The sequence below is a fragment of the Halostagnicola sp. A56 genome, assembly GCF_000691505.1.
Classification (GTDB): Archaea; Halobacteriota; Halobacteria; order Halobacteriales; family Natrialbaceae; genus Halostagnicola.
This window is the reverse complement of sequence record NZ_JMIP02000014.1, coordinates 259,917-279,086: the sequence shown is the minus strand read 5'-3', so window position 1 is coordinate 279,086 and position 19,170 is coordinate 259,917. Positions and strand designations below refer to the sequence as shown.

At 64.9% G+C, this 19,170-nt stretch carries 15 protein-coding genes and 1 pseudogene; 10 read left to right on the top strand and 6 right to left on the bottom strand.

Annotated elements, in window-relative coordinates; translation table 11 throughout:
* Positions 1-41 precede the first annotated feature (41 nt).
* Entirely contained in the window at positions 42-1,511 is a 1,470-nt protein-coding gene (locus EL22_RS03245; protein ID WP_050050133.1) for an aldehyde dehydrogenase, read from the top strand.
* Between the two features lie 412 nt (positions 1,512-1,923).
* Here the strand turns inward: EL22_RS03245 and purD are convergent, their stop codons facing one another.
* Positions 1,924-3,216 (bottom strand): phosphoribosylamine--glycine ligase, encoded by a 1,293-nt coding sequence (purD, locus tag EL22_RS03240; protein ID WP_050050132.1) that lies wholly within the window; start codon positions 3,214-3,216, stop codon positions 1,924-1,926.
* 204 nt (positions 3,217-3,420) lie between these two features.
* On the opposite strand from purD, the gene EL22_RS03235 reads away from it, so the two are divergent.
* Positions 3,421-4,104, top strand: coding sequence for a DUF502 domain-containing protein (locus EL22_RS03235; RefSeq protein WP_050050131.1), 684 nt, complete (start codon positions 3,421-3,423; stop codon positions 4,102-4,104).
* Positions 4,105-4,203: 99 nt separating this feature from the next.
* Here the strand turns inward: EL22_RS03235 and EL22_RS03230 are convergent, their stop codons facing one another.
* The 3 genes and pseudogenes from EL22_RS03230 to EL22_RS19110 all read right to left on the bottom strand — a co-directional run.
* Entirely contained in the window at positions 4,204-7,002 is a 2,799-nt protein-coding gene (locus EL22_RS03230) for a DEAD/DEAH box helicase (protein ID WP_050050494.1), read from the bottom strand.
* Between the two features lie 193 nt (positions 7,003-7,195).
* The gene (locus EL22_RS19115; RefSeq protein ID WP_343123179.1) at positions 7,196-7,915 is read right to left on the bottom strand and encodes a ribonuclease H-like domain-containing protein; all 720 of its coding nucleotides are present in this window, start codon (positions 7,913-7,915) and stop codon (positions 7,196-7,198) included.
* Positions 7,916-7,966: 51 nt separating this feature from the next.
* Positions 7,967-8,086 (bottom strand): annotated as a pseudogene (locus EL22_RS19110) (hypothetical protein); the annotation flags it as partial.
* An 862-nt stretch (positions 8,087-8,948) separates the two neighbouring features.
* Here EL22_RS19110 and thyA point away from each other — a divergent pair.
* The 4 genes from thyA to EL22_RS03195 all read left to right on the top strand — a co-directional run bounded on the left by thyA (position 8,949) and on the right by EL22_RS03195 (position 14,196).
* The gene (gene thyA / locus EL22_RS03220) at positions 8,949-9,965 is read left to right on the top strand and encodes a thymidylate synthase (protein ID WP_050050130.1); all 1,017 of its coding nucleotides are present in this window, start codon (positions 8,949-8,951) and stop codon (positions 9,963-9,965) included.
* Positions 9,962-10,576, top strand: coding sequence for a dihydrofolate reductase (locus EL22_RS03215; RefSeq protein ID WP_050050129.1), 615 nt, complete (start codon positions 9,962-9,964; stop codon positions 10,574-10,576). The genes thyA and EL22_RS03215 overlap by 4 nt, the downstream gene beginning before the upstream one ends.
* Positions 10,577-11,268: 692 nt before the next feature.
* A complete protein-coding gene (locus EL22_RS03200) occupies positions 11,269-11,844 on the top strand; it encodes a calcium-binding protein (RefSeq protein ID WP_197075832.1) in 576 nt (191 codons plus the stop codon).
* 171 nt (positions 11,845-12,015) lie between these two features.
* A complete protein-coding gene (locus tag EL22_RS03195; protein ID WP_050050126.1) occupies positions 12,016-14,196 on the top strand; it encodes a thioredoxin domain-containing protein in 2,181 nt (726 codons plus the stop codon).
* A gap of 102 nt (positions 14,197-14,298) precedes the next feature.
* Here the strand turns inward: EL22_RS03195 and EL22_RS03190 are convergent, their stop codons facing one another.
* Both EL22_RS03190 and EL22_RS03185 read right to left on the bottom strand, forming a co-directional pair.
* The gene (locus tag EL22_RS03190) at positions 14,299-14,682 is read right to left on the bottom strand and encodes a thioredoxin domain-containing protein (protein WP_050050125.1); all 384 of its coding nucleotides are present in this window, start codon (positions 14,680-14,682) and stop codon (positions 14,299-14,301) included.
* Between the two features lie 57 nt (positions 14,683-14,739).
* Positions 14,740-15,303 (bottom strand): thioredoxin family protein, encoded by a 564-nt coding sequence (locus EL22_RS03185; protein WP_050050124.1) that lies wholly within the window; start codon positions 15,301-15,303, stop codon positions 14,740-14,742.
* Positions 15,304-15,509: 206 nt separating this feature from the next.
* Between EL22_RS03185 and EL22_RS03180 the strand changes: the two genes are divergently transcribed.
* From EL22_RS03180 to EL22_RS03165, 4 genes are all read left to right on the top strand, one after another.
* Entirely contained in the window at positions 15,510-16,646 is a 1,137-nt protein-coding gene (locus EL22_RS03180) for a nitric oxide synthase oxygenase (RefSeq protein WP_050050123.1), read from the top strand.
* Between the two features lie 141 nt (positions 16,647-16,787).
* The gene (locus EL22_RS03175) at positions 16,788-17,393 is read left to right on the top strand and encodes a hypothetical protein (RefSeq protein WP_050050122.1); all 606 of its coding nucleotides are present in this window, start codon (positions 16,788-16,790) and stop codon (positions 17,391-17,393) included.
* A 100-nt stretch (positions 17,394-17,493) separates the two neighbouring features.
* Positions 17,494-17,979, top strand: coding sequence for an Lrp/AsnC family transcriptional regulator (locus EL22_RS03170; RefSeq protein ID WP_050050121.1), 486 nt, complete (start codon positions 17,494-17,496; stop codon positions 17,977-17,979).
* Positions 17,976-19,157, top strand: a complete 1,182-nt coding sequence (locus tag EL22_RS03165; RefSeq protein ID WP_050050120.1) for a pyridoxal phosphate-dependent aminotransferase — start codon at positions 17,976-17,978, stop codon at positions 19,155-19,157. The genes EL22_RS03170 and EL22_RS03165 overlap by 4 nt, the downstream gene beginning before the upstream one ends.
* The last annotated feature ends 13 nt before the right edge of the window (positions 19,158-19,170 follow it).

The window sequence follows — 19,170 nt, the reverse complement described above, 5'->3', positions numbered from 1 at the left end:
CTTGAGTAAATATTTTCAAGGTGGAGGTCCTAGAGGGAGGTATGGCAACGAGGACAGCACAGCGGACGGAGCGGATCTACGTCGACGGCGACTGGCTCGAGACCGGCGCATCGATTTCGGTCTCGGACCTCGCCGACGGCGGGACGTTCGCAAACGTCGCCGCAGCGGGGCCGGCCGAAGCGCGTAACGCACTCGCGGCCGCACACGAGGTGAAACCGACGATGCGTCAGACGACCGTCGTCGAGCGCGCCGAGTGGTGTGAAACCATCGCGGATGGCTTGCGCGAGCGCGAGGAAGAACTCGCAGAGATTATCGTTCGCGAGGCGGGCAAGCCGATCTCCTCGGCGCGCGGCGAAGTTGGTTCGGCCGCGGAACGCTTCGACCGGGCCGCGGAGGAAGCTCGAAACATCGTCAGCAAAGGCGAATTCCGCGAGGGCTCGACGGCGGGCCACGAGGGCTGGCAGGCGATCGTCAAACACGAGCCGATTGGCTCGGTCCTCTGTATCACCCCGTACAATTACCCCCTCGCGACGACCGCGCTACAGGTCGCGCCGGCGCTTGCGGCGGGCAACAGCGTGTTGCTCAAGCCTGCGAGCAAGACGCCGATTTCGGCCGCGATCCTCGCGGAAGTCATCGCCGACGTCGACGGCATTCCCGAGGGCGCGTTCAACTTCGTCCCCGGCGAGGCGAGCGTCATCGGCGACATCCTCACTGGCGACGACCGCATCAACGCCATCGCGATGACCGGTTCGTCGGGCGCGGGCAAACACGTCGCAAAGGAAAGCGGCATGGTCAACCTCCACATGGAACTCGGCGGAAACGCCCCCGCCATCGTCTTCGACGACGCCGATCTCGAGGAGGTCGCCGGGGCCTGTACGTCGGGCTCGCTCAAGTACGCCGGCCAGCGCTGTTCGGCTGTCTCGCGCGTCCTCGTCGAGGAGTCGGCCCACGACGACCTCGTCGAGCGCATCGACTACAACATGAGCACGTGGCAGGCCGGCGACCTCTTCGACGAGGACACCGCCTTCGGGCCGCTGATCTCCGAGGACCAGGCCGAGTGGGTCGAGGAACTCGTCGAGGACGCCGTCGAGAAGGGCGCGGATCTGGTCCGGGGCGGCACCAGAGAAGCACCCGACGGCGTTCCGGACGAACTCGGCAGCCAGTTCTTCGAGCCGACGCTGCTGGCGAACGTCCCCCACGATGCCCGGATCGTCGACGAAGAGCAGTTCGGTCCGGTCGCCGTCGTAACCACCTTCGAGGGCCGCGAGGAGGCCCTCGAGATCGCCAACGGCTCCGACCTCGCGCTCGACGCCGCCGTGTTCACGAGCGACTACAACCGTGCGATGGACGTCGCAGAGCGCGTCGACGCCGGCGGTGTCCGAATCAACGGCGCACCGAGCCACGGACTTGGTGACGTCCCCTTCGGCGGCAACAAGGATTCGGGCATCGGCCGCGAAGGCATCGACGCCTCGATCCACGAGATGATGCGCAAGAAGAGCATCGTCCTCTAAGCCGGATCGCGCCCGCGAAACGCCGCTGTCGCTGTCTTTTCTCAAGGTTTCTCGAGGGTTCGTTCAGAGTCTGAAATACATGAGACAAACTACGACCGACCATCCGCCCCGGTGGCGCGCGCTGGTGGGCCGCTCGCGGCCCACCGAAGCCGCGCGAGGGCGGCGGTGAACGGCGAGGGCTTCACTTCGTTCAGCCCTCGACCAGTGAGCGGTGAGCGAAGCGATCCGCGAACGGCGTGAACCGCCGCGGCTGGGGAGGACGAGGTCGTGACGAGTGAGAAGGTGTGATTGATCTACTAGTTGGTGTTCGTCACAAACGGACAAGCGGACCACATCACACATCCGCTCGAGAGACTAAACTGTCACCGAGAGCCGCTCGAATCGTCACCAAAGACCGCTCGGTTCGCCGTATCTACTCGCTTCGAAGTTCCGCGACGTGGTCGATTCGCCGTTGAACCAGCTCGGCTTTGCCGATGTCGTGGCGCATGTGCAGTCCCTCCTCACCGGCGACGGCGAGTGCGTCCTCGGCGATTTCCTCCGCTTCGCTGATCGAGTCCGCGACGCCGACGAGCGCGAACGACCGCGAGGTCGTCGTGTAAATGCCGTCCTCGCGTTCGTCCACGCTCGCGTAGTACAGCAGAGCGTCGCCAGCGCTCTCCTCGTCGACCTGCACCTTGGCTCCGGCGGATGGGTCAGTCGGGTACCCCTCCGGAACCGCGTACTTACAGACTGTCGCCTGCGCTGCGAACTCGAGTGCCGGCGGCTCGTCGCCGTCTCGAGCGGCCACGAGGATATCAAGCAGATCCGTCTCGAGCACCGGCAGCGTGTTCATCGCCTCCGGGTCGCCGAATCGGGCGTTGAACTCGATGACTTTCGGCCCCTCGGCGGTCAGCATGAACTGGCCGTAGAGAATGCCGCGATAGTCCTCGAGGGCGTCGACCGTCGCCTCGATGATCTCGACGGCGTCGGCGTAGTCGGCGTCGGTCATGAACGGCAGTTCGAACGTCGCGTCGGTGTAGGATCCCATCCCGCCGGTGTTCGGCCCCTCGTCGCCCTCGTAGGCGCGCTTGTGGTCCTGGACAGCCGGGGCGGTCTCGAGGCCGCCGTTGGCGACGAACGCCTGGACTGTGAACTCCTCGCCAATCAGGCGCTCCTCGAGGACGATCCGGTCGTACTCCGACTCGCGGATGTACGCCTTGCCCTCCTCGGAAGTCACCTGATCGCCGATGACTTTCACGCCCTTTCCGCCCGTGAGCCCGGCGGGTTTGATCGCGAGGTCGCCGTCGTATTCGTCGATGAATTCGCACGCGGCGTCCATGTCCTCGAACGTCTCGAAGTCGGGACAGCCGGGGATGTCGTTGTCCGCCATGAACCGGCGCTGGAACGCTTTGTCCGTCTCGATTTTCGCGTCGGCTTGCTTCGGCCCGAAGGCGTAGACGCCGACGTCCTCGAGCGCGTCCGAAACGCCCGCGTCAAGGGGCGCTTCGGGACCCACGACGGCGATCGTGGCTTCGATTTCCTCGGCATAGTCTGCGACCGCCGCCGGGTCGGTCGTCTCGAGCGTTTCGAACTCGGCCGCGAGTCGAGCGATACCCGGGTTCTTGTTCCCCGCGCAGGCGGAGAGCTTCGCCTCGCTTTCCGCGAGTTCGCGAGCGATCGCGTGTTCGCGCCCGCCGCCGCCGATCAGCAACACGTGTTCGCGCATGTTCGATAGCCGGACGCACGAACCTGTAAGCGTTGCTCTTTTCGCGGCGGCAATATCGACACGTTTGTGCACAATCCAGCCGGCGGCGCGTACACCACGGCCGGCAGCGTTCCGCGGGGCGGTGTCCGTCGCGGTCGGATCGAACGCTGTGACAATCACAATCTACTAACAACATCGTCGCGTATTCGCGCTCGTGATGCGCGTATGAGCCGGTGGAAGCGTGACTTCGCGAGCGGACTCATCGTCCTGGGTCCGATCCTCGCGACTCTGTTCATCTGTTACGTGCTGTATTCGTTCATCGCGAACCTCCTGCCCGGCGTCCTGATCAACGCGGAGTTCCTCGAGGGATTCTTCCCGACCGTCGGAGAGCCGGCCCGGCAAGAACTCGCGCGCTTTCTGCGAGTCGTGGTCTTTCTGGTGCTCCTCACCGCCGTGATGATCGTCGTCGGCCCGCTGGTCAGAACGAAACTCGGAGCGCTGTTCGAGGACCTCGTCGATTACGGCGCCAATCGCGTTCCGGGCCTGCGGCTGGTCTACAACGCGTCGAAAACCGCGACGGAAACGACCGTCGGCGAGAACGACGCGTTGCAGACGCCGGTCAAAGTCGAAACGTGGAAGGGGGCCCGCATGACTGCGTTCAAAACGGGTCGAAACACCGAGAGCGGGAACATGCGGCTTTTCGTTCCGACGTCGCCGAACATCGCGAGCGGCTTCGTCGTCGAGGTCTCGCCGGAGCAGGTGACGACGCTCGACGAATCCCTCGAATCGGCGCTCACTCGAGTCGTCAGCGCCGGCTTCGGGGACGCCGACAGCGCCAATACGAAACTGCGGGAGGGAACCGAGATTAGGGTCATCGACGAGATGAACATGGATCGCGACGAGAAGTGAGCGGCAGCGCGGTATCGAGCGTGAGCGGTGCTACGACGACGGGTGGTGGACAATAGCGCCAGCCCAAGTCGCCATACTCGCGGAATCGCCTCGGCCGACCTACGCGAAAAACAGCGGCGGCCGTCGCTGATCATCACGCTCGTCCGAATCCGCACCGGATTCGACGGCCTCGCCCGAACCGGTGTGATCGGGAGTCCCACTCGAGTCGCCAGCGGCGTCGAGCAGCCGATCGAGTACGTCGATCGCCACACCGCGGTGTAAGGGCTGGTTGTCGTTCCCGCACTGTTCGTCCATCACGCAGGCCGGACAGCCGTCGATTCGCCCGCACTCACAGTCGGTGATGTGTTCGCGCGCACGCCGTGCGATCCGCTCGAAATTCTCGTAGATCGAGCGCGAGAAGCCCAGGCCACCCTCGATTCCGTCGTAGATGAACCAGCCGCTCGAGGGCGTCTCCTCGAGTCGGGCCGCGGTCGCCCGAACCGTCGCCCGCGCCGCGGCGAGGTTCTTGGGTTCGTCGTCGGTCGACGCGCCTGCGTGGGCGGCTTCGGACGGGGAAACGGACCGGTCGTCCGCCGCCTCGGGATCGAGGTGCGAGTCGATCGTCAGCGTCGCGAGCCCCCCGAGGTCGCGTTTGTCGACCATGAGCTCGAGCGGCGCGACGCCGATCGTGGCGTGTTCCGCCGCGTGGAGCCCGGCGGCGTAGCCCAGATGCGGGCTGTCGGCGAGCTCCGAGTCGAGCCCGGGGACAGCGAAGTCGCGGTATTTCTCGACGAGCTGTCGTTCGACCCTCCTGGGGACCTCGAGCCAACACAGTTGGGTCTTCATCGAGAGCGGCGGGTTATCGGTCGGAACGCCCTGCGCCCGACGCTTACCGCCGTGCACCCCGACCTCGTCGTAAGTGCCGTGGTAGACCAGTACCCGACCGCGCCCGTAGTGGAGCGTAAAGTCGCCGACGTCGCGGCTTTCTTCAGAGACGGCGTCCAGCACCGTCACGTCGCTTCGCGTGACCGTGTAGTAGTCCACGTCGGTCGGCCGCACCGTGACGTGCGGAGTGGGGCCGTCGTGAACCACGTCAGTGACTTCGTACTGGCGTCCCTCGTGGAGTCTGACAGCACCCTCGTGAAAGTCCCTGTAGACGCGTTCGCGCGCGAGCGGTTCCATCTCCGGATCGTGTTCCTCGTCGACACCCTCGGCGAGTCGAACCTCGTACTCCTCGCCGCGAGTCGCGTAGAGCGAGATCGTCGACTGGGGACGGGGTGGCCCGCAGTAGGAGATGCCCGTCTCGAGCGCGCCGGTCACCTTCCCCGCTCGCCGCCACATCTCGAGGCCGCGCTCGATACGCTCGCGATCGGCGAACGACCCGACGTCCCTTTCGGCGATCGCGAGTTCGTCCGCCGAACACAGCAGGTGCTGGGCGAAGACCGCGTCGTTCTCGATGTCCGCGACGGCGTCCTCGATGTCTGACTCGAGCAGGAACTCGGGATTCGAGACCACGTACTGATCGAGCGTTCGGTGCTCGGCGACGAGTACCGAGAGCGCTCGGTCCGTTCCCCGCCCCGCGCGGCCGATCTGCTGCCAAAAGGACTGGCGCTGGCCGGGATACCCCATCTGGACCGTCGCGTCGATCTCGCCGACGTTGATCCCGAGTTCGAGCGCGTTCGTCGAGGCGACGCCGTCGAGCAGCCCGTTCTTTAGCTGGTGTTCGGTCCCGTGGCGTTTCGGCCTCGAGTGGCCCGCGTGGTAGGGTTCGATTGCGTTTCCCCGTTCGGGGTCCGTGTAGTACCGACTGCGGTCGGTCCGGTGCTTGCTCGCTCGCTTGACCGAGAGTTCGGCGAGCTTTCTCGAGGGCGTAAATAGGAGCGTCTGGGCGTCGTGATACGCGAGGTGCGAGAGGAGTTTCGGGGCCTCGACGGTCGCCGGAACGCGTTCGAGGACGCCCGAATCCGAGTTGGACCCGTCGTCGGGAACAGTGCTCGAATCCTCGCTATCGTCGGGAACGGCGTCAACGTCCGCACCGTCCTCGAGACCGTCAGTTTTGTCTTCGCGCGGTCGAGGCGGCGGGTTCCAGAGGACGATATCGCGCGGGCCCCGCGGTGAGCCGTCCTCGTCGACGACCGTCACCGGTTCGTCGATCAGCGTCTCGGAGTGTTCTCTAGGATTGCCGATCGTCGCGCTCGTCAGGGCAAACTGCGGCTCCGAGCCGTAGTACTCGAGAACCCGCCGAAGCCGCCGGAGGATCCAGGCGACGTGCATACCGTGGACGCCCGTATAGGTGTGAGATTCGTCGATGACGACCAGATCGCACGCCGAGAGGAATCGCGCCCAGCGGTCGTGGTCGTGGAGGTACGTGTTCACCCCCGCGAAGTTCGAGATGATGACGTCCGCCTCCTCGCGGATCTGCCGTCGCTCGCTCCCGCGTTCGGTGTCCCCGTCGTAGACCCGCACCGTGATGTCCAGGCCCAACTGGTCGTAGAAATCGTTGAGTTCGCGCTCCTGATCCCGCGAGAGAGCCTTCGTCGGGTAGAGAACGTACGCCGTCGAATCGGTCGATTCGGAACCCGTCGGCTCGCTCTGGGCCTCGAGATAGTTCCGAGCGATCTGAAGCGCGTAGATCCGCGTTTTGCCCGAGGACGTACTCGTCGCGATGCAGACGTTCTCGCCGCGCTCGAGCGCCTCGAGGGCCGCGGCCTGGTGGGTATAACAGTCGTTCTCGAGCGGCGCAGCGAGTTCGGGTCGTAGGAGGGTTTCGTTCGGGACCGTCTCCGGGTCGCGCCCCGGCCGCTCGAGGACGGTCGCGTCCGCCGAGTCGCGATACCGCGGAAACGTCTCGTGGACCTCGTCGCCCGTTATCGTCCCGTCGATGCGCGTCCCGCCCGTTCCGTGCTCGGGGTTCGTCATTTGGCTTCTCCCCGCCCTGTGACTTCCCACCGTACTGGAGTTCCCTCTCTCCATTGCCCTCGAGCGGTGTCTCTCGAGCGCTCTCGAACCGCTCTGGCACGGGGCGTTCGATACGATTCTGACGATCGCGTTCGGTCCGCTCCGAACGATCGCGTTCGATCCGTCCCCGACGCTCGCGTCTTCGCGGTTCGCATCAGAAATCACCGAGTCCGGTCTGTGACCCGCCTCGAGAGCGGTCGTTCGTCGTCGCGATCCCGTCTGCACCCGCGGTTCCTGCGAGTTCGGCGGCCGTCGGAGCGTCGCGGAGCCGCTCGTAGACGTGCCACAACGCCCGGCAGTCGTCCTCGCAGTAGGCCTCGTGGCGGTCCCACTCGAGTTCCGCGCCGCTTCGAATAAACCGCTGGTACGCGGCGGCGGTTCGTGCGCCGTCGAGGCCGGTGGCCGCATCTTCGTAGCCGAGCGCCGCCGAAACGTCCTCGAGCGCGTTCGTCCGACCGGGGAGGACGGCGTTGTCGTCGCGGACGGTCCACCCGTAGAGATCCAGCTTCGGAACATCACCCCACGTATCGAGGAATTGGGGGACGTATCGAGCGAGAAACGACTCGAGGTGCCGGTAGTCAAAGCGCCAGCCGTTCCAGGTGAGAAGCGCCCGGTCCGGGTGGACGCCGAACAGCCAGTCGCAAAACGACTCGAGAACGGCGCTCGGGTCCGTCGGGTCCGAGCGCTCGACGAAGGCGCGGTGCTCGTCGGTCGCGGGATCGTACGCGCCGATCTGCCAGATGATCGTTGGCGAGAGGCCGTCAGTTTCGATGTCGAGACACAGCGGCGGCCGCGGGCGATCCTCGGCGGGGAGGGGTTCGTCCGAAAGTCGACGCGGCGCTCCCGACTCGAGAACCGTCGCGTGCTGGTGCATCCGCACCGCCGTTTGCCGGCCGATCCCCGACATCGACGCGAGCGTTTCGATCGACGTCTCGAGGAGGTCGGACCGATTCGTTACGCCGCGGCCCTCGAGTTTGTCGACGGTTTTCGGGCCGACGCCGGAGACGGCCTCGAGCCCGAATTCGTCCGCCGCGAGCGTCTCGATCGGCCCTATGTTGCGGTTCTCGAGATCCCCATCGGGACCGGCGCCGACGGCTATCGACGAGAGCGACCCCGCGGATCCGTACCCCCTCTCGGGAGCCGGTTCCGACGATTCGGACGCCGACCGTGGTGTCTACCGTCGATTCCGTTTTCGAATTCCCGCCGTCGACCCCGACGCCGACGACAGCACCATCGTCCGCCACGAGCCGCCAGCGTTCGTCGTAGCCGGCGGGGAGTCCGCCGGTTAGCACGGTCGTCGTTTCGCCGGCGGGCAACGCTGCGGACAGTTCGCTTCGGCGGGCGAGGTCGGTCTCGAGCGCCGTCGGGCGAACCGTCGTCGTCACGTCGTCACAGACCACGGCGGCGACCGAGGGATCGGTCTCGAGGCGGCGTTCGAGTGCCGGTTCGGCGTCGACCAGCGCATCGGCTCCGCGTGCGGTGAGGAGCGACTTCGAGCCGATATCGTGTCGTCGAACCGGCTCGGCGGCGTCCGCCAGCGGGGGGTGGACGACCGGCACCTCGAACACGTGGCGGGCGCGCGCGTCGGCTTGCGGCGCTCGAGAGGGGCCGGGGACGAGCACGAGGTCCGGGGCGAAGTACGCTCGAGCGTCCTGTAACGCAGCGAGCGATCGCCTCGAGAGCACCTCGGGCGAAATCGAGAGCACGCGGGACCCGTCTCGGTTGCTCATTGGTCGCCGGAAGACGGGCCGCAAGTATGAGCGTTGTGAGACCGCGGTGAAAGTAACCCACGAGCATCCCGCCTCTCTAGTGTCCCGCTCTTCGAGCGTCCCGTCCGAAACCGAAGCGTCGATCCTCGACCGCCGGAACCGAATCGATTTTGGGATCCCCGCCGAAACGGAGGGACAATGCGTCAGTACCTCGAGCTGGTCGAGTCGGTCCTCTCGGGCGGGACACACAAGCCGAATCGGACCGGCGTCGACACAATTTCGTCGTTTAGCGAGCACTACGAGGTCGATCTGCAGGCGGGCTACCCGCTGTTGACGACCAAGGCGATGGACGGCTACCGCTGGAACTCGATGATCCACGAGGTCTGCTGGTACCTCTCCGGCGAGGAACACGTCAGAAACCTCCGCGAGGAGACGAAGATCTGGAACGCGTGGGCCGACGACGCCGGACATCTCGACACCGCTTACGGTCGTTTCTGGCGACGATATCCGGTCCCGGACGAGACGGGACAGCTCGAGGGCGAGTCCTGGCCCGAGGACGGCCATCAGTGGGTAACCGAAGAAGCAGACGGGCGGCGAACGTTCGATCAACTGCAGTACGTGATCGACACGCTCTCTGAGAACCCGAACTCGCGACGGCTCGTCGTCAACGCCTGGCACCCGGCGAACGCGGCGGTCTCGACGCTCCCGCCGTGTCACTACACCTTCGTCTTCAACGTGCAGGGAGACCGGCTCAACTGCCACCTCACGCAGCGCTCGGGCGACATCGCGCTGGGGGTGCCCTTCAACATCGCCGCGTACGCGCTCCTGACGAAGGTTGTCGCCTCCCAGACCGGCTTCGAACCCGGGACCTTCGCCCACACGGTCGTCGACTCGCACGTCTACTGCGGTCGCGGCGAGCGCGGGGAGTGGTACGCAGACAACCTCGAGGCGCTGCAGTCGCGACTGGCAACTGTTGACGAGCCCGAAGAGTACCGGGACGTGAAATCGTGGCTCGAGTCGACCGCTCCGGCCGAGGCCGAGGGAGACGAGCGCCTCGACCACGTTCCCGGACTGCTCGAGCAACTCGCCCGCGAACCGCTCGAGCGACCGACGCTCTCCGTCGCCGATGTCTCGATCGATGAACTCACCGCCGAGGACGTCACGCTCGAGGACTACGAGTCCCACGACGGACTCGAGTTCGCGGTCGCCGAATGAGCGGGGAAGACGGACGGGCCGCCGAGAGCACCGCCGCGACGAACGGAACAGATTCGAACGGCGCGGGCGCGCTCGAGACCGACCGCGAACTCGTCGGCATCGTGGCCGTCGCGGACAACGGCGTCATCGGCAGGGACGGCGACATGCCGTGGCACATCCCAGCGGACCTCGAGCACTTCAAGGAGACGACGATGGACCACCCGGTCATCATGGGTCGGGTCACCTACGGGGGGATTCTCGAGGCGCTGGGCGAACCGCTCCCCGGCCGGACGACGGTCATTCTGACGAGCCAGGATCTCGAGACGCCCGAGAACGCCGTCACGGCCGCCGGACTCGAGGCGGCACTCGAGGCGGCCGAGACCGCCGCGCGAGAGCGTCACGACGACGCCGACCGGATCTTCGTCGCGGGTGGGGCGACCGTCTACGGGCAGTTCCTGCCCGCGCTCGACCGGTTGATCGTCACGGAGGTACACGAGGAGCCGACGGGCGACACCACCTTCCCGTCGTGGGACCGGGCGGCGTGGGACGAACTCGCTCGAGACGAACGCGACGGGTTCGTGTTCGTGGAGTACGGCCGACGAGCGCGCGAAACCGGCCAGCAGAGACGATAGCCTGTCAGGAGGAGGTCGGGCGTCGTATCGTCGACGAGGTCAAATCCGTCGGATTCGTTTCGAGGTGGTCGTCGTGTTCGTTTCAGCGTGGTAATCGGTAATTTGGCGCTCCGCTGCAGGCCGTTTGCCTCGCGGTTGGCCCCGTCCACCGACTCGATCACTGTCGAGGTGGGCGACCGTTCCGGCGAATCGAATCATCCGTCGGAACCTCGAGAGGGAGACCACCATCGGCTGGCCACGACGGTCAGGTCGGTCGGTCAGTGACGCGATTCGACCGGTTCCGGGTGGTGATTTCCGGACGAACAGTCCGCGTAAATCGTCTGTTTTGTTGTGAGAACGTTCCGGACCAAGTCACGGTTGTCGCGTGGAGGGTGTTTACGGCGTCTATCGCGGCCGAATCGTCGGCTCTCGAGGGTCGTTCGCCGTCGATAACTCGCCCGTCTTCGTTCGTTCAAGCGAACGACGAGGGCCGCGTCGAAACAGGTACCTACAGTCCAGTTTCGACCGACAAACGATCGTTGCTCGTCGCCGCCGTTGTCGAGTCACGAATCGGCGTAATACGGAGGAAGAAACGCCAACGAAACTGTCTCGGGAGAGAAAGCGAGCGTAGACGGTGAAACGATAGCCCGCACTTATGCGAAAATTGGGTCAAGAACCGTCTACCCCGAAGAGGGGAACTCAGAGTGAGAGACATGACAGACCAACCAGATAGCGGACTGTTCGACGACACGCGACGATCGTTCATGAAAAAAGGAGCCCTCGCGGCGGGCGCGGTCGCGCTCGGAACCGCAGGTGCGAGTACCGCGGCCGCCCAGGACGACAGTGACGGCGAAGTAATCGTCCACGCTGAAGATTACAACCCCGGCGTCGAATTCACCGTCGCCGCGTCGCTGACCGACAGTGCGAGAGACGATCTGCTCGATGAGACCGGAGCGGCCGACGAGTTCGACACCCCAGACGACTGGGACGCGTACATCATCAACTACGACCTCGGTGGATCCGCTCCATCGATGGGGGTCATAATGTCGGAGAATGCCGACCTCAGTCAGGGTGATAGTGATACGATGGGTGAGGACGGTGAGTTCCGTAACCCGTCGCTCGCGATGGTCGAAGCGACTCTCGGAGCCTCCGGTAATGGCGGTAACAGTAACGGTGGCAACGGAGGCAATGGCGACACTGGTACCGACGGCGGTGACTCCGGCGCTGGTAACGAGAGCGACGGCGGAATGGATGGCGACGGCGGTGGCGGCGGTGGCGGCGGCAACTAGCTCCACCACTCGTCCAGTTCTTTTCGTCTCGCTTCTTTTTATGGGGTACCGCCGCGCTCGAGAGCCCTGATGCTGAAGCACTGCCATTCCTCTCTGTTCGTGGCATCCAGTAACGCGTCCCCGATATCCGATCACCCGTTTCTTTTATCCACGTCGACCGTAGCCTCGACTATGACGACCCCAACCCGCCGGAACCGGCTCGAGGACGAACAGAGCCCGTATCTGCGCCAGCACGCGGACAACCCCGTCAACTGGCAGCCGTGGGACGAGCAGGCTCTCGAGACTGCACGCGAACACGACGTGCCGATCTTCCTCTCGATCGGCTACTCGGCGTGTCACTGGTGTCACGTCATGGAAGACGAGAGTTTTTCCGACGATGAAGTCGCCGAAGTTCTCAACGAGAACTTCGTTCCGATCAAGGTTGACCGCGAGGAGCGCCCGGACGTCGACAGCGTCTACATGACCGTCTCCCAGGTCGTCACCGGCCGCGGCGGCTGGCCGCTCTCGGCGTGGCTCACGCCCGACGGAAAACCGTTCTACGTCGGGACCTACTTTCCGAAGGAACAAAAGCGAGGTATGCCGGGCTTTCTCAACTTACTCGAGAAGACGAGCGAGTCGTGGGCCCAAGACCGGGAGGCGATCGAAAACCGGGCCGAAAAGTGGACCGACGCGGCCAGAGACCAACTCGAGGGGACGACGAGCGGCGAGCGGGCCGACACGGGCGAATCGACGCCGCCCTCGAGCGACACGCTCGAGAGCGCGGCGCGGACGGCCCTGCGGAGCGTCGACCGAGAGTTCGGCGGCTTCGGCTCCGACGGCCCGAAGTTCCCGCAACCGGGTCGACTCCACATCCTCGCTCAAGCGGCCGATCGGACCGACCGGGACGGCTACCGCGACGCCCTCGAGAAGACCCTCGACGCGATGGCCGCGGGCGGACTCTACGACCACGTCGGCGGCGGGTTCCACCGCTATTGCGTCGACCGCGACTGGACGGTACCCCACTTCGAGAAGATGCTCTACGACAACGCCGAAATTCCGCGCGCGTTCCTCGCGGGCTACCAGCTGACCGGCACCGAGCGCTACGCCGAGGTCGTCGAGGAGACGCTCGGGTTCGTCGAACGCGAACTAACCCACGACGAGGGCGGCTTCTTCAGCACGCTCGACGCCCAGAGTCTCGACGAGGACGGCGATACGGAAGAGGGCGCGTTCTACGTCTGGACCCCCGAAGAAGTCGAAGCCGTGCTCGAGGACGAACGCACCGCGGAACTCGTCTGTGCGGCCTACGACATCACCGCGTCGGGGAACTTCGAGGGATCGAACGTGCTGAACCGCAACGCGACCCTCGAGGAACTCGCCGAGGAGTTCGACCTGGACGAACGGGAGGTCGGCCGGCGACTCGAGAGCGCGCTCGAAACGCTGTTCGACGCGCGCGAGGAACGGCCCCGTCCGAACCGCGACGAGAAGGTCCTCGCCGGCTGGAACGGGATGATGATCTCCGCGTTCGCCGAATCCGCGCTCGTCCTCGGCGAGGATTCCGACGCCGACGCGGCGATCGATGCCCTCGAGTTCGTCCGCGAAACCCTCTGGGACGAGGAGACGGGTCGGCTCTCGAGGCGGTACAAAGACGGGGATGTCGCCGTCGACGGCTACCTCGAGGACTACGCGTTTCTCGCTCGCGGGGCGCTTCACTGCTACGAGGCGACCGGTGACGTAGATCACCTCGCATTCGCGCTCGAACTGGCCGAGACCGTCGAGGCCGAGTTCTGGGACGCGGATCGAGAGACGCTGTATTTCACCCCCGAACACGGCGAGTCGCTGGTGGCACGACCCCAGGAACTCGACGACAGTTCGACGCCGTCGTCGATGGGCGTCGCCATCGAAACGCTGCTCGCACTGGACGGCTTTACCGATTCGCCGTTCGAGGAGATCGCGGCCGGCGCGCTCGAGACCCACGCCGACACGATCGAATCGAACCCGCTCCAGTACGCAACGCTGTGTCTCGCCGCCGACCGACTCGAGAACGGCCTGCTCGAGATCACGGTCGCCGCCGAGGAACTGCCCGACGCGTGGCTCGATCGGCTCGGCGATCGGTACCTCCCCGAGAAACTCATCGCGCAGCGACCGGCCACCGATGCCGAACTCGAGTCGTGGCTCGACCGCCTCGGTCTTGCGGACGCGCCGCCGATCTGGGCCGCCCGCGAGGCTCGAGACGGCGAACCGACGCTGTACGTCTGTCGAGATCGGGCGTGCTCGCCGCCGACGACAGATATCGAGGAGGCGCTCGAAGTCCTGGCGGAGAAACGCCGAGAGACAGAACTAGACGGTATCGACGAGGACGACGTTCCGTTCTGAGCGGCCGGTCTGATTTCGTCGCGGACGATCACGCGGCGGTGAAAATCAGTCGGCTCGAGTGTCGACTTAAGACTAATTTGCGGGCTCGAGCCTCTCGAGCGATTAGTTCGCCGGCTCGAGCGTCGCCTCGAGTTGCTCGGCGAGCCAGACCGCAGGCGGTTGGTCTTCCGATTCGACGAACCGGGTGACTTCCTCGCCGTCGTCGTCGAACACGACGATCGTCGGGATGAACTCGATGTCGTACTCGTCGACGCCGGGACCCTGCTTGTCCTCGTCGAGAGCGATTTCGTCGATCCGGTCGTCGGGGACATCCGCAGCCTCGAGGGCCGCGCCGAAGTCGGGCAAGAGCGCGCGACAGTCCTTACACCAGTCGCCGCCCCAGACTTTGTAGGTCAGTTCGTCGCGGTAGGATTCGAGCGTTTCGACGGTCCCCTCGTAGGACGGCGCGTCCCACGTCGGGTTCGGTTCCATGGTCTCGAGACTCATGGGCACACGTTGTGGATCGGGACGCTTAACCGCCGTGTTTCTGGCAGGCGTTTCCAGTTACTGTTCGATCCACTTGATCGAACAGCCCTGCGAGGGCTTCCACTCGAGGTCGACGGACTCGCCGGCAAGTACGGCGTCGATCGCCTCGCGGATCTGGAATCTGGTCGGTTCGTCCTCGGGGTTCAACGCGTCGTCGAGTCGCCCCTGATAGGCGAGGCGGAACTCGCCGTCCCGATTCTCGAACAGGAACGGATCGGGGGTACAGACCGCGCCGTAGGCCTCGGCCACCGACTGGCTCTCGTCCCGCAGGTAGGCGTCGAAGTCGATCGGCCCCTCGCCCGCGTACTCGCGCATCTTCTCGAGTGAATCCTCGGGGTACTCCTCGGCGTCGTTCGGGTTGATGCCGACGACGGCGACGTCGTCGTACTCGGCGGCCAGTTCGTTCAACAGGTCGAACTTGGCCTGGGCGTACGGACAGTGGTTGCACGTAAAGACGACCAACAGCGCCTCGTTGTCGGCGAAGGACTCGAGCGAGTACGTCCCGCCGTCGGCTCCCTCGAGTTCGAACGACGGGGCGGTGTCGCCTTCGTCCAGTTCGGTCTCGGATTCTTTCAGGACCATATCCGGAGGGTATTACTCGTCGGGCCTTAAGCGTCGGGTTCGTCGCTTCTGCGGGTTGGGTCGACAGGTTGAAATCACCGAGCTACTCGCTGATAGTGACCCTGCGAAGTCGTCTGCAGGCGAAGGAGGCCGAACGCCTCGAGGAACCCTTCGAAGGAATTCACCGCAGTCGCCAAGTGTAAACCCGAACTCGGTCACGTTTCTGTATGCATGCGTCCCCCACTGAGTACTCTCCGCGAGCGCTCTACGCGGAGGCCGATGCCTTCGTCCGTGCGTGTTACGCAGAACTCGGCCGCGAGTCCGAGATCGAGGACCGACTCGACGAGATAGCCGATGAGATCGAGCGGCGAGGCCGGTACGAGCACACGTCTTTCGAGCTCGAGCACGGCGCGAAGATGGCCTGGCGCAACAGCAACCGCTGTGTGGGCCGCCTGTTCTGGCAGCAGCTGAACGTCGCCGACGCGCGCGATTGTGGGACGGCTCGAGCGGTACACGAGGCCTGTTGTAGACACCTCGAGCGGGCGCGCAATGGGGGCAACATCAGACCGCTGATCACGGTGTTCAAACCGATGATCGACGGGGAACACCAGGTCAGGCTCTGGAACTACGAACTGTTACGGTACGCCGGATATCGAACGGAAGATGGCATCGTCGGCGATCCCGACGAAATCGAGCTGACCGAGTACTGCCAATCGCGCGGCTGGGAGGGCGAAGGAACTCGATTCGACATTTTGCCCCACGTGATACAGGTTCGAGACGAGCAACCGGAGCTGTTCGAGGTTCCCGAGTCGGTCGTCGGCGAGGTGCGACTTCGCCACCCCGAGTACGAGTGGTTCGAGGATCTCGGCCTCAAGTGGTACGACGTCCCCGTCGTCACGAACATGCGCTTGGAAATTGGCGGCATACACTACACGGCCGCCCCGTTCAGCGGCTGGTACGTGTCGACGGAGATCGGAGCGCGAAATCTCGCGGACCGCGATCGCTACGATATGCTGCCGGCCGTCGCCGAGCGGCTCGGGCTCGATACGCGCAACGACCGGACCCTCTGGAAAGACGAGACGTTAGTCGAGTTGAACCGCGCGGTGTTACACTCCTTCGCCGAAGACGGTGTCCAGATCGTCGATCACCACACAGTGACCGACCAGTTCGAGCGGTTCGAGGAAAACGAAGCCGCGGCCGGACGGGCCGTGACTGGCGATCGATCGTGGTTGTTGCCACCGATGAGTCCGGCGACGACGCACGTGTTCGAGAACGACTACGATAACACCGTCGAGAAACCGAACTTCTTCTATCAGGACCCTCCTGCGGGACTAACCGAGCGACGGGAATCGCTCGGTCGGTGAGCGGGATCGACCACGGGCGCATCGCCTCCGTGGAACTCCTGGGGGATTCGCATCTGCGACCGGGGCGTGCCGCCGCGGTTTCGAACGGATGCCTGTTGACGACGACTCACATATTTGTATCCCCCACGACATTCACGACGTATGAAGTCACTCGAGGTCACCGACGAACAGTACGCCTTCGTACAGCACCTCCGCGAGGAAATATCCGAACAGGTCGTCGGGAAATACGGTCACGTTCGCGAGAAAGACGCCGTCCAGTTTCTGATCGACAATCTCGACGGCGACCTCGAGATCGAGGGCGAGTTCGACGCGGCGGACGTCTCGGCGGATCCACTCGAGGACGCCAGCGAGGGCGACCGGCTCGAGGAAGTCTCCTACGACGAGAGCGATGCCGACGCCGAAGCGGACGGCGACGGCGCTGAATCCGATGGAGGAGACGGCGAATCGGACGGTGAAGACGACGCCGGACCGGACGCCGAGGACGACGAATCGGCGGACGGAGACGACGCCGAATCGGACGACGACGAGATCGACGAAAACGACGATGAATCCGACGAGGGCGACGGCGCGGCCGACGACGACGAGATGCTAGACGAGATGATGAGTCTGCTCGAGACCCACGACGACAAGTGGGAGGAGTCAGATTCCGGCGACCACCGCTACAGCGTCGAACTGCCGGACGGGTCGACCGAGGACGTCCAGACCAAAGACGACGTGCGAGCAATTTTGTTCAAGAACTACCGCTGAGCGCGGGTGGGTCGGGTCCGGAACACGTCGAGCCGTCCGTGTATGTGAACCACCGACACGAGTCCGGAAGAAATTTACTCGCGCTCGCGCATCCGTCCGTATGAGCGAACGCGAAGTTCTCGAGTTGCTCCGTGAGAACGCGCGATACAGTACCGCGGATATCGCGCGAATGACCGACCTCGAGGAGTCGGCGGTCGAGGCGACGATCGAATCGCTCGAGGAGGCGGGCGTAATTTGTGGCTACCAGCCCGTCGTCGACTGGGACGAACTCGAGGACGAACGGGTCCGCGCGGAAGTCGAGTTGAACGTCATGCTCGACCGGGAGACGGGCTACGGCGACATCGCGGAACGGCTCGCGCGATTCCCGCAGGTGACGGCCCTGCGACTGGTCAGCGGCGACTACGACTTCGACATGGAAGTCGAGGGCGACTCGATCCGCGAGGTGTCTCAGTTCATCAGCGAGAAGGTCGCGCCCGTCCCCGAGATCACCCAGACGGTCACCCACTACGTGATGACCTCCTACAAGGAAAACGGGATCGAACTCGGCGACGGCGACGACGACGACCGGCTGTCTGTGTCCCCATGACGATCGACCTATCCGAACGCGTCGAGTCGGTGGGCCCCTCCGGGATCCGCCGCTTTTTCGAGATCGCAGAAGAGCGCGACGACGTCATCTCACTCGGCGTCGGCGAACCAGACTTCTCGACCCCGTGGGCCGCCCGAGACGCCGCGATCGCCTCCCTCGAGCAGGGGAAAACCTCCTACACCGCGAATCGGGGGAAACGCGAGCTTCGCGAAGCCATCTCAGGGTACGTCGACGATCGCTTCGACCTCGAGTACGGCGCAGACGAGGAGATACTCGTGACGGCCGGCGCGAGCGAGGCGGTCGATCTGGCGTTTCGGGCCGTCGTCGATCCCGGCGACACGGTGGCGATCGCCCAGCCGTCGTACATCTCCTACGAGCCTGGCGTGATCTTCGCCGGCGGCGAGGTGCTCCCGGTTCCGACCCGCGAGGAAGACGACTTCCGGCTCACCGTCTCCCAACTCGAGGCCGCCGGGGCGGCCGACGCGGACGTGCTCGTCATCTGTTATCCCAACAATCCGACGGGAGCGATCATGACGCGCGAGGACCTCGAGCCGGTCGCGGCCTTCGCGCGAGAAAACGACCTGACGGTGCTTGCCGACGAGATCTACGCCGAGTTGACCTACGACGGAGAACACACCTCGATCGCCACTCTCGAGGGGATGCGCGAGCGGACCATCGTCTTCAACGGGTTCTCGAAGGCCCACGCGATGACGGGGCTTCGACTGGGCTACGCGCTCGGTCCCGCCGAGACGATCGGCGCGATGAACCGGATCCACCAGTACACGATGCTTTCGGCGCCGACGACGCCCCAGTACGCCGCCCTCGAGGCGCTCGACACCTGCGCGGACGACGTGCGGGAGATGGTCGAGCAGTACGACCGGCGGCGACGATTCGTCCTCTCGCGCTTCCGTGAGATCGGCATGCCCTGTTTCGAAGCCAAGGGCGCGTTCTACGTCTTCCCCGAGGTGCCGTCTGGCTGGAGTTCGGAGGAGTTCGCCGAGACGCTGCTTGAGGAACAGGGCGTCGCGGCCGTTCCGGGCGACGTGTTCGGCGAAGGTGCTGCGGGTCACCTCCGAGTATCCTACGCGACGGGACTCGAGGACCTGAAGGAGGCGCTGAATCGGATCGAGGCGTTCCTCGAGGAACACGAGCCGATCGCGAGCAGCGCCGATCCGTAGCAAACCCGGCAAG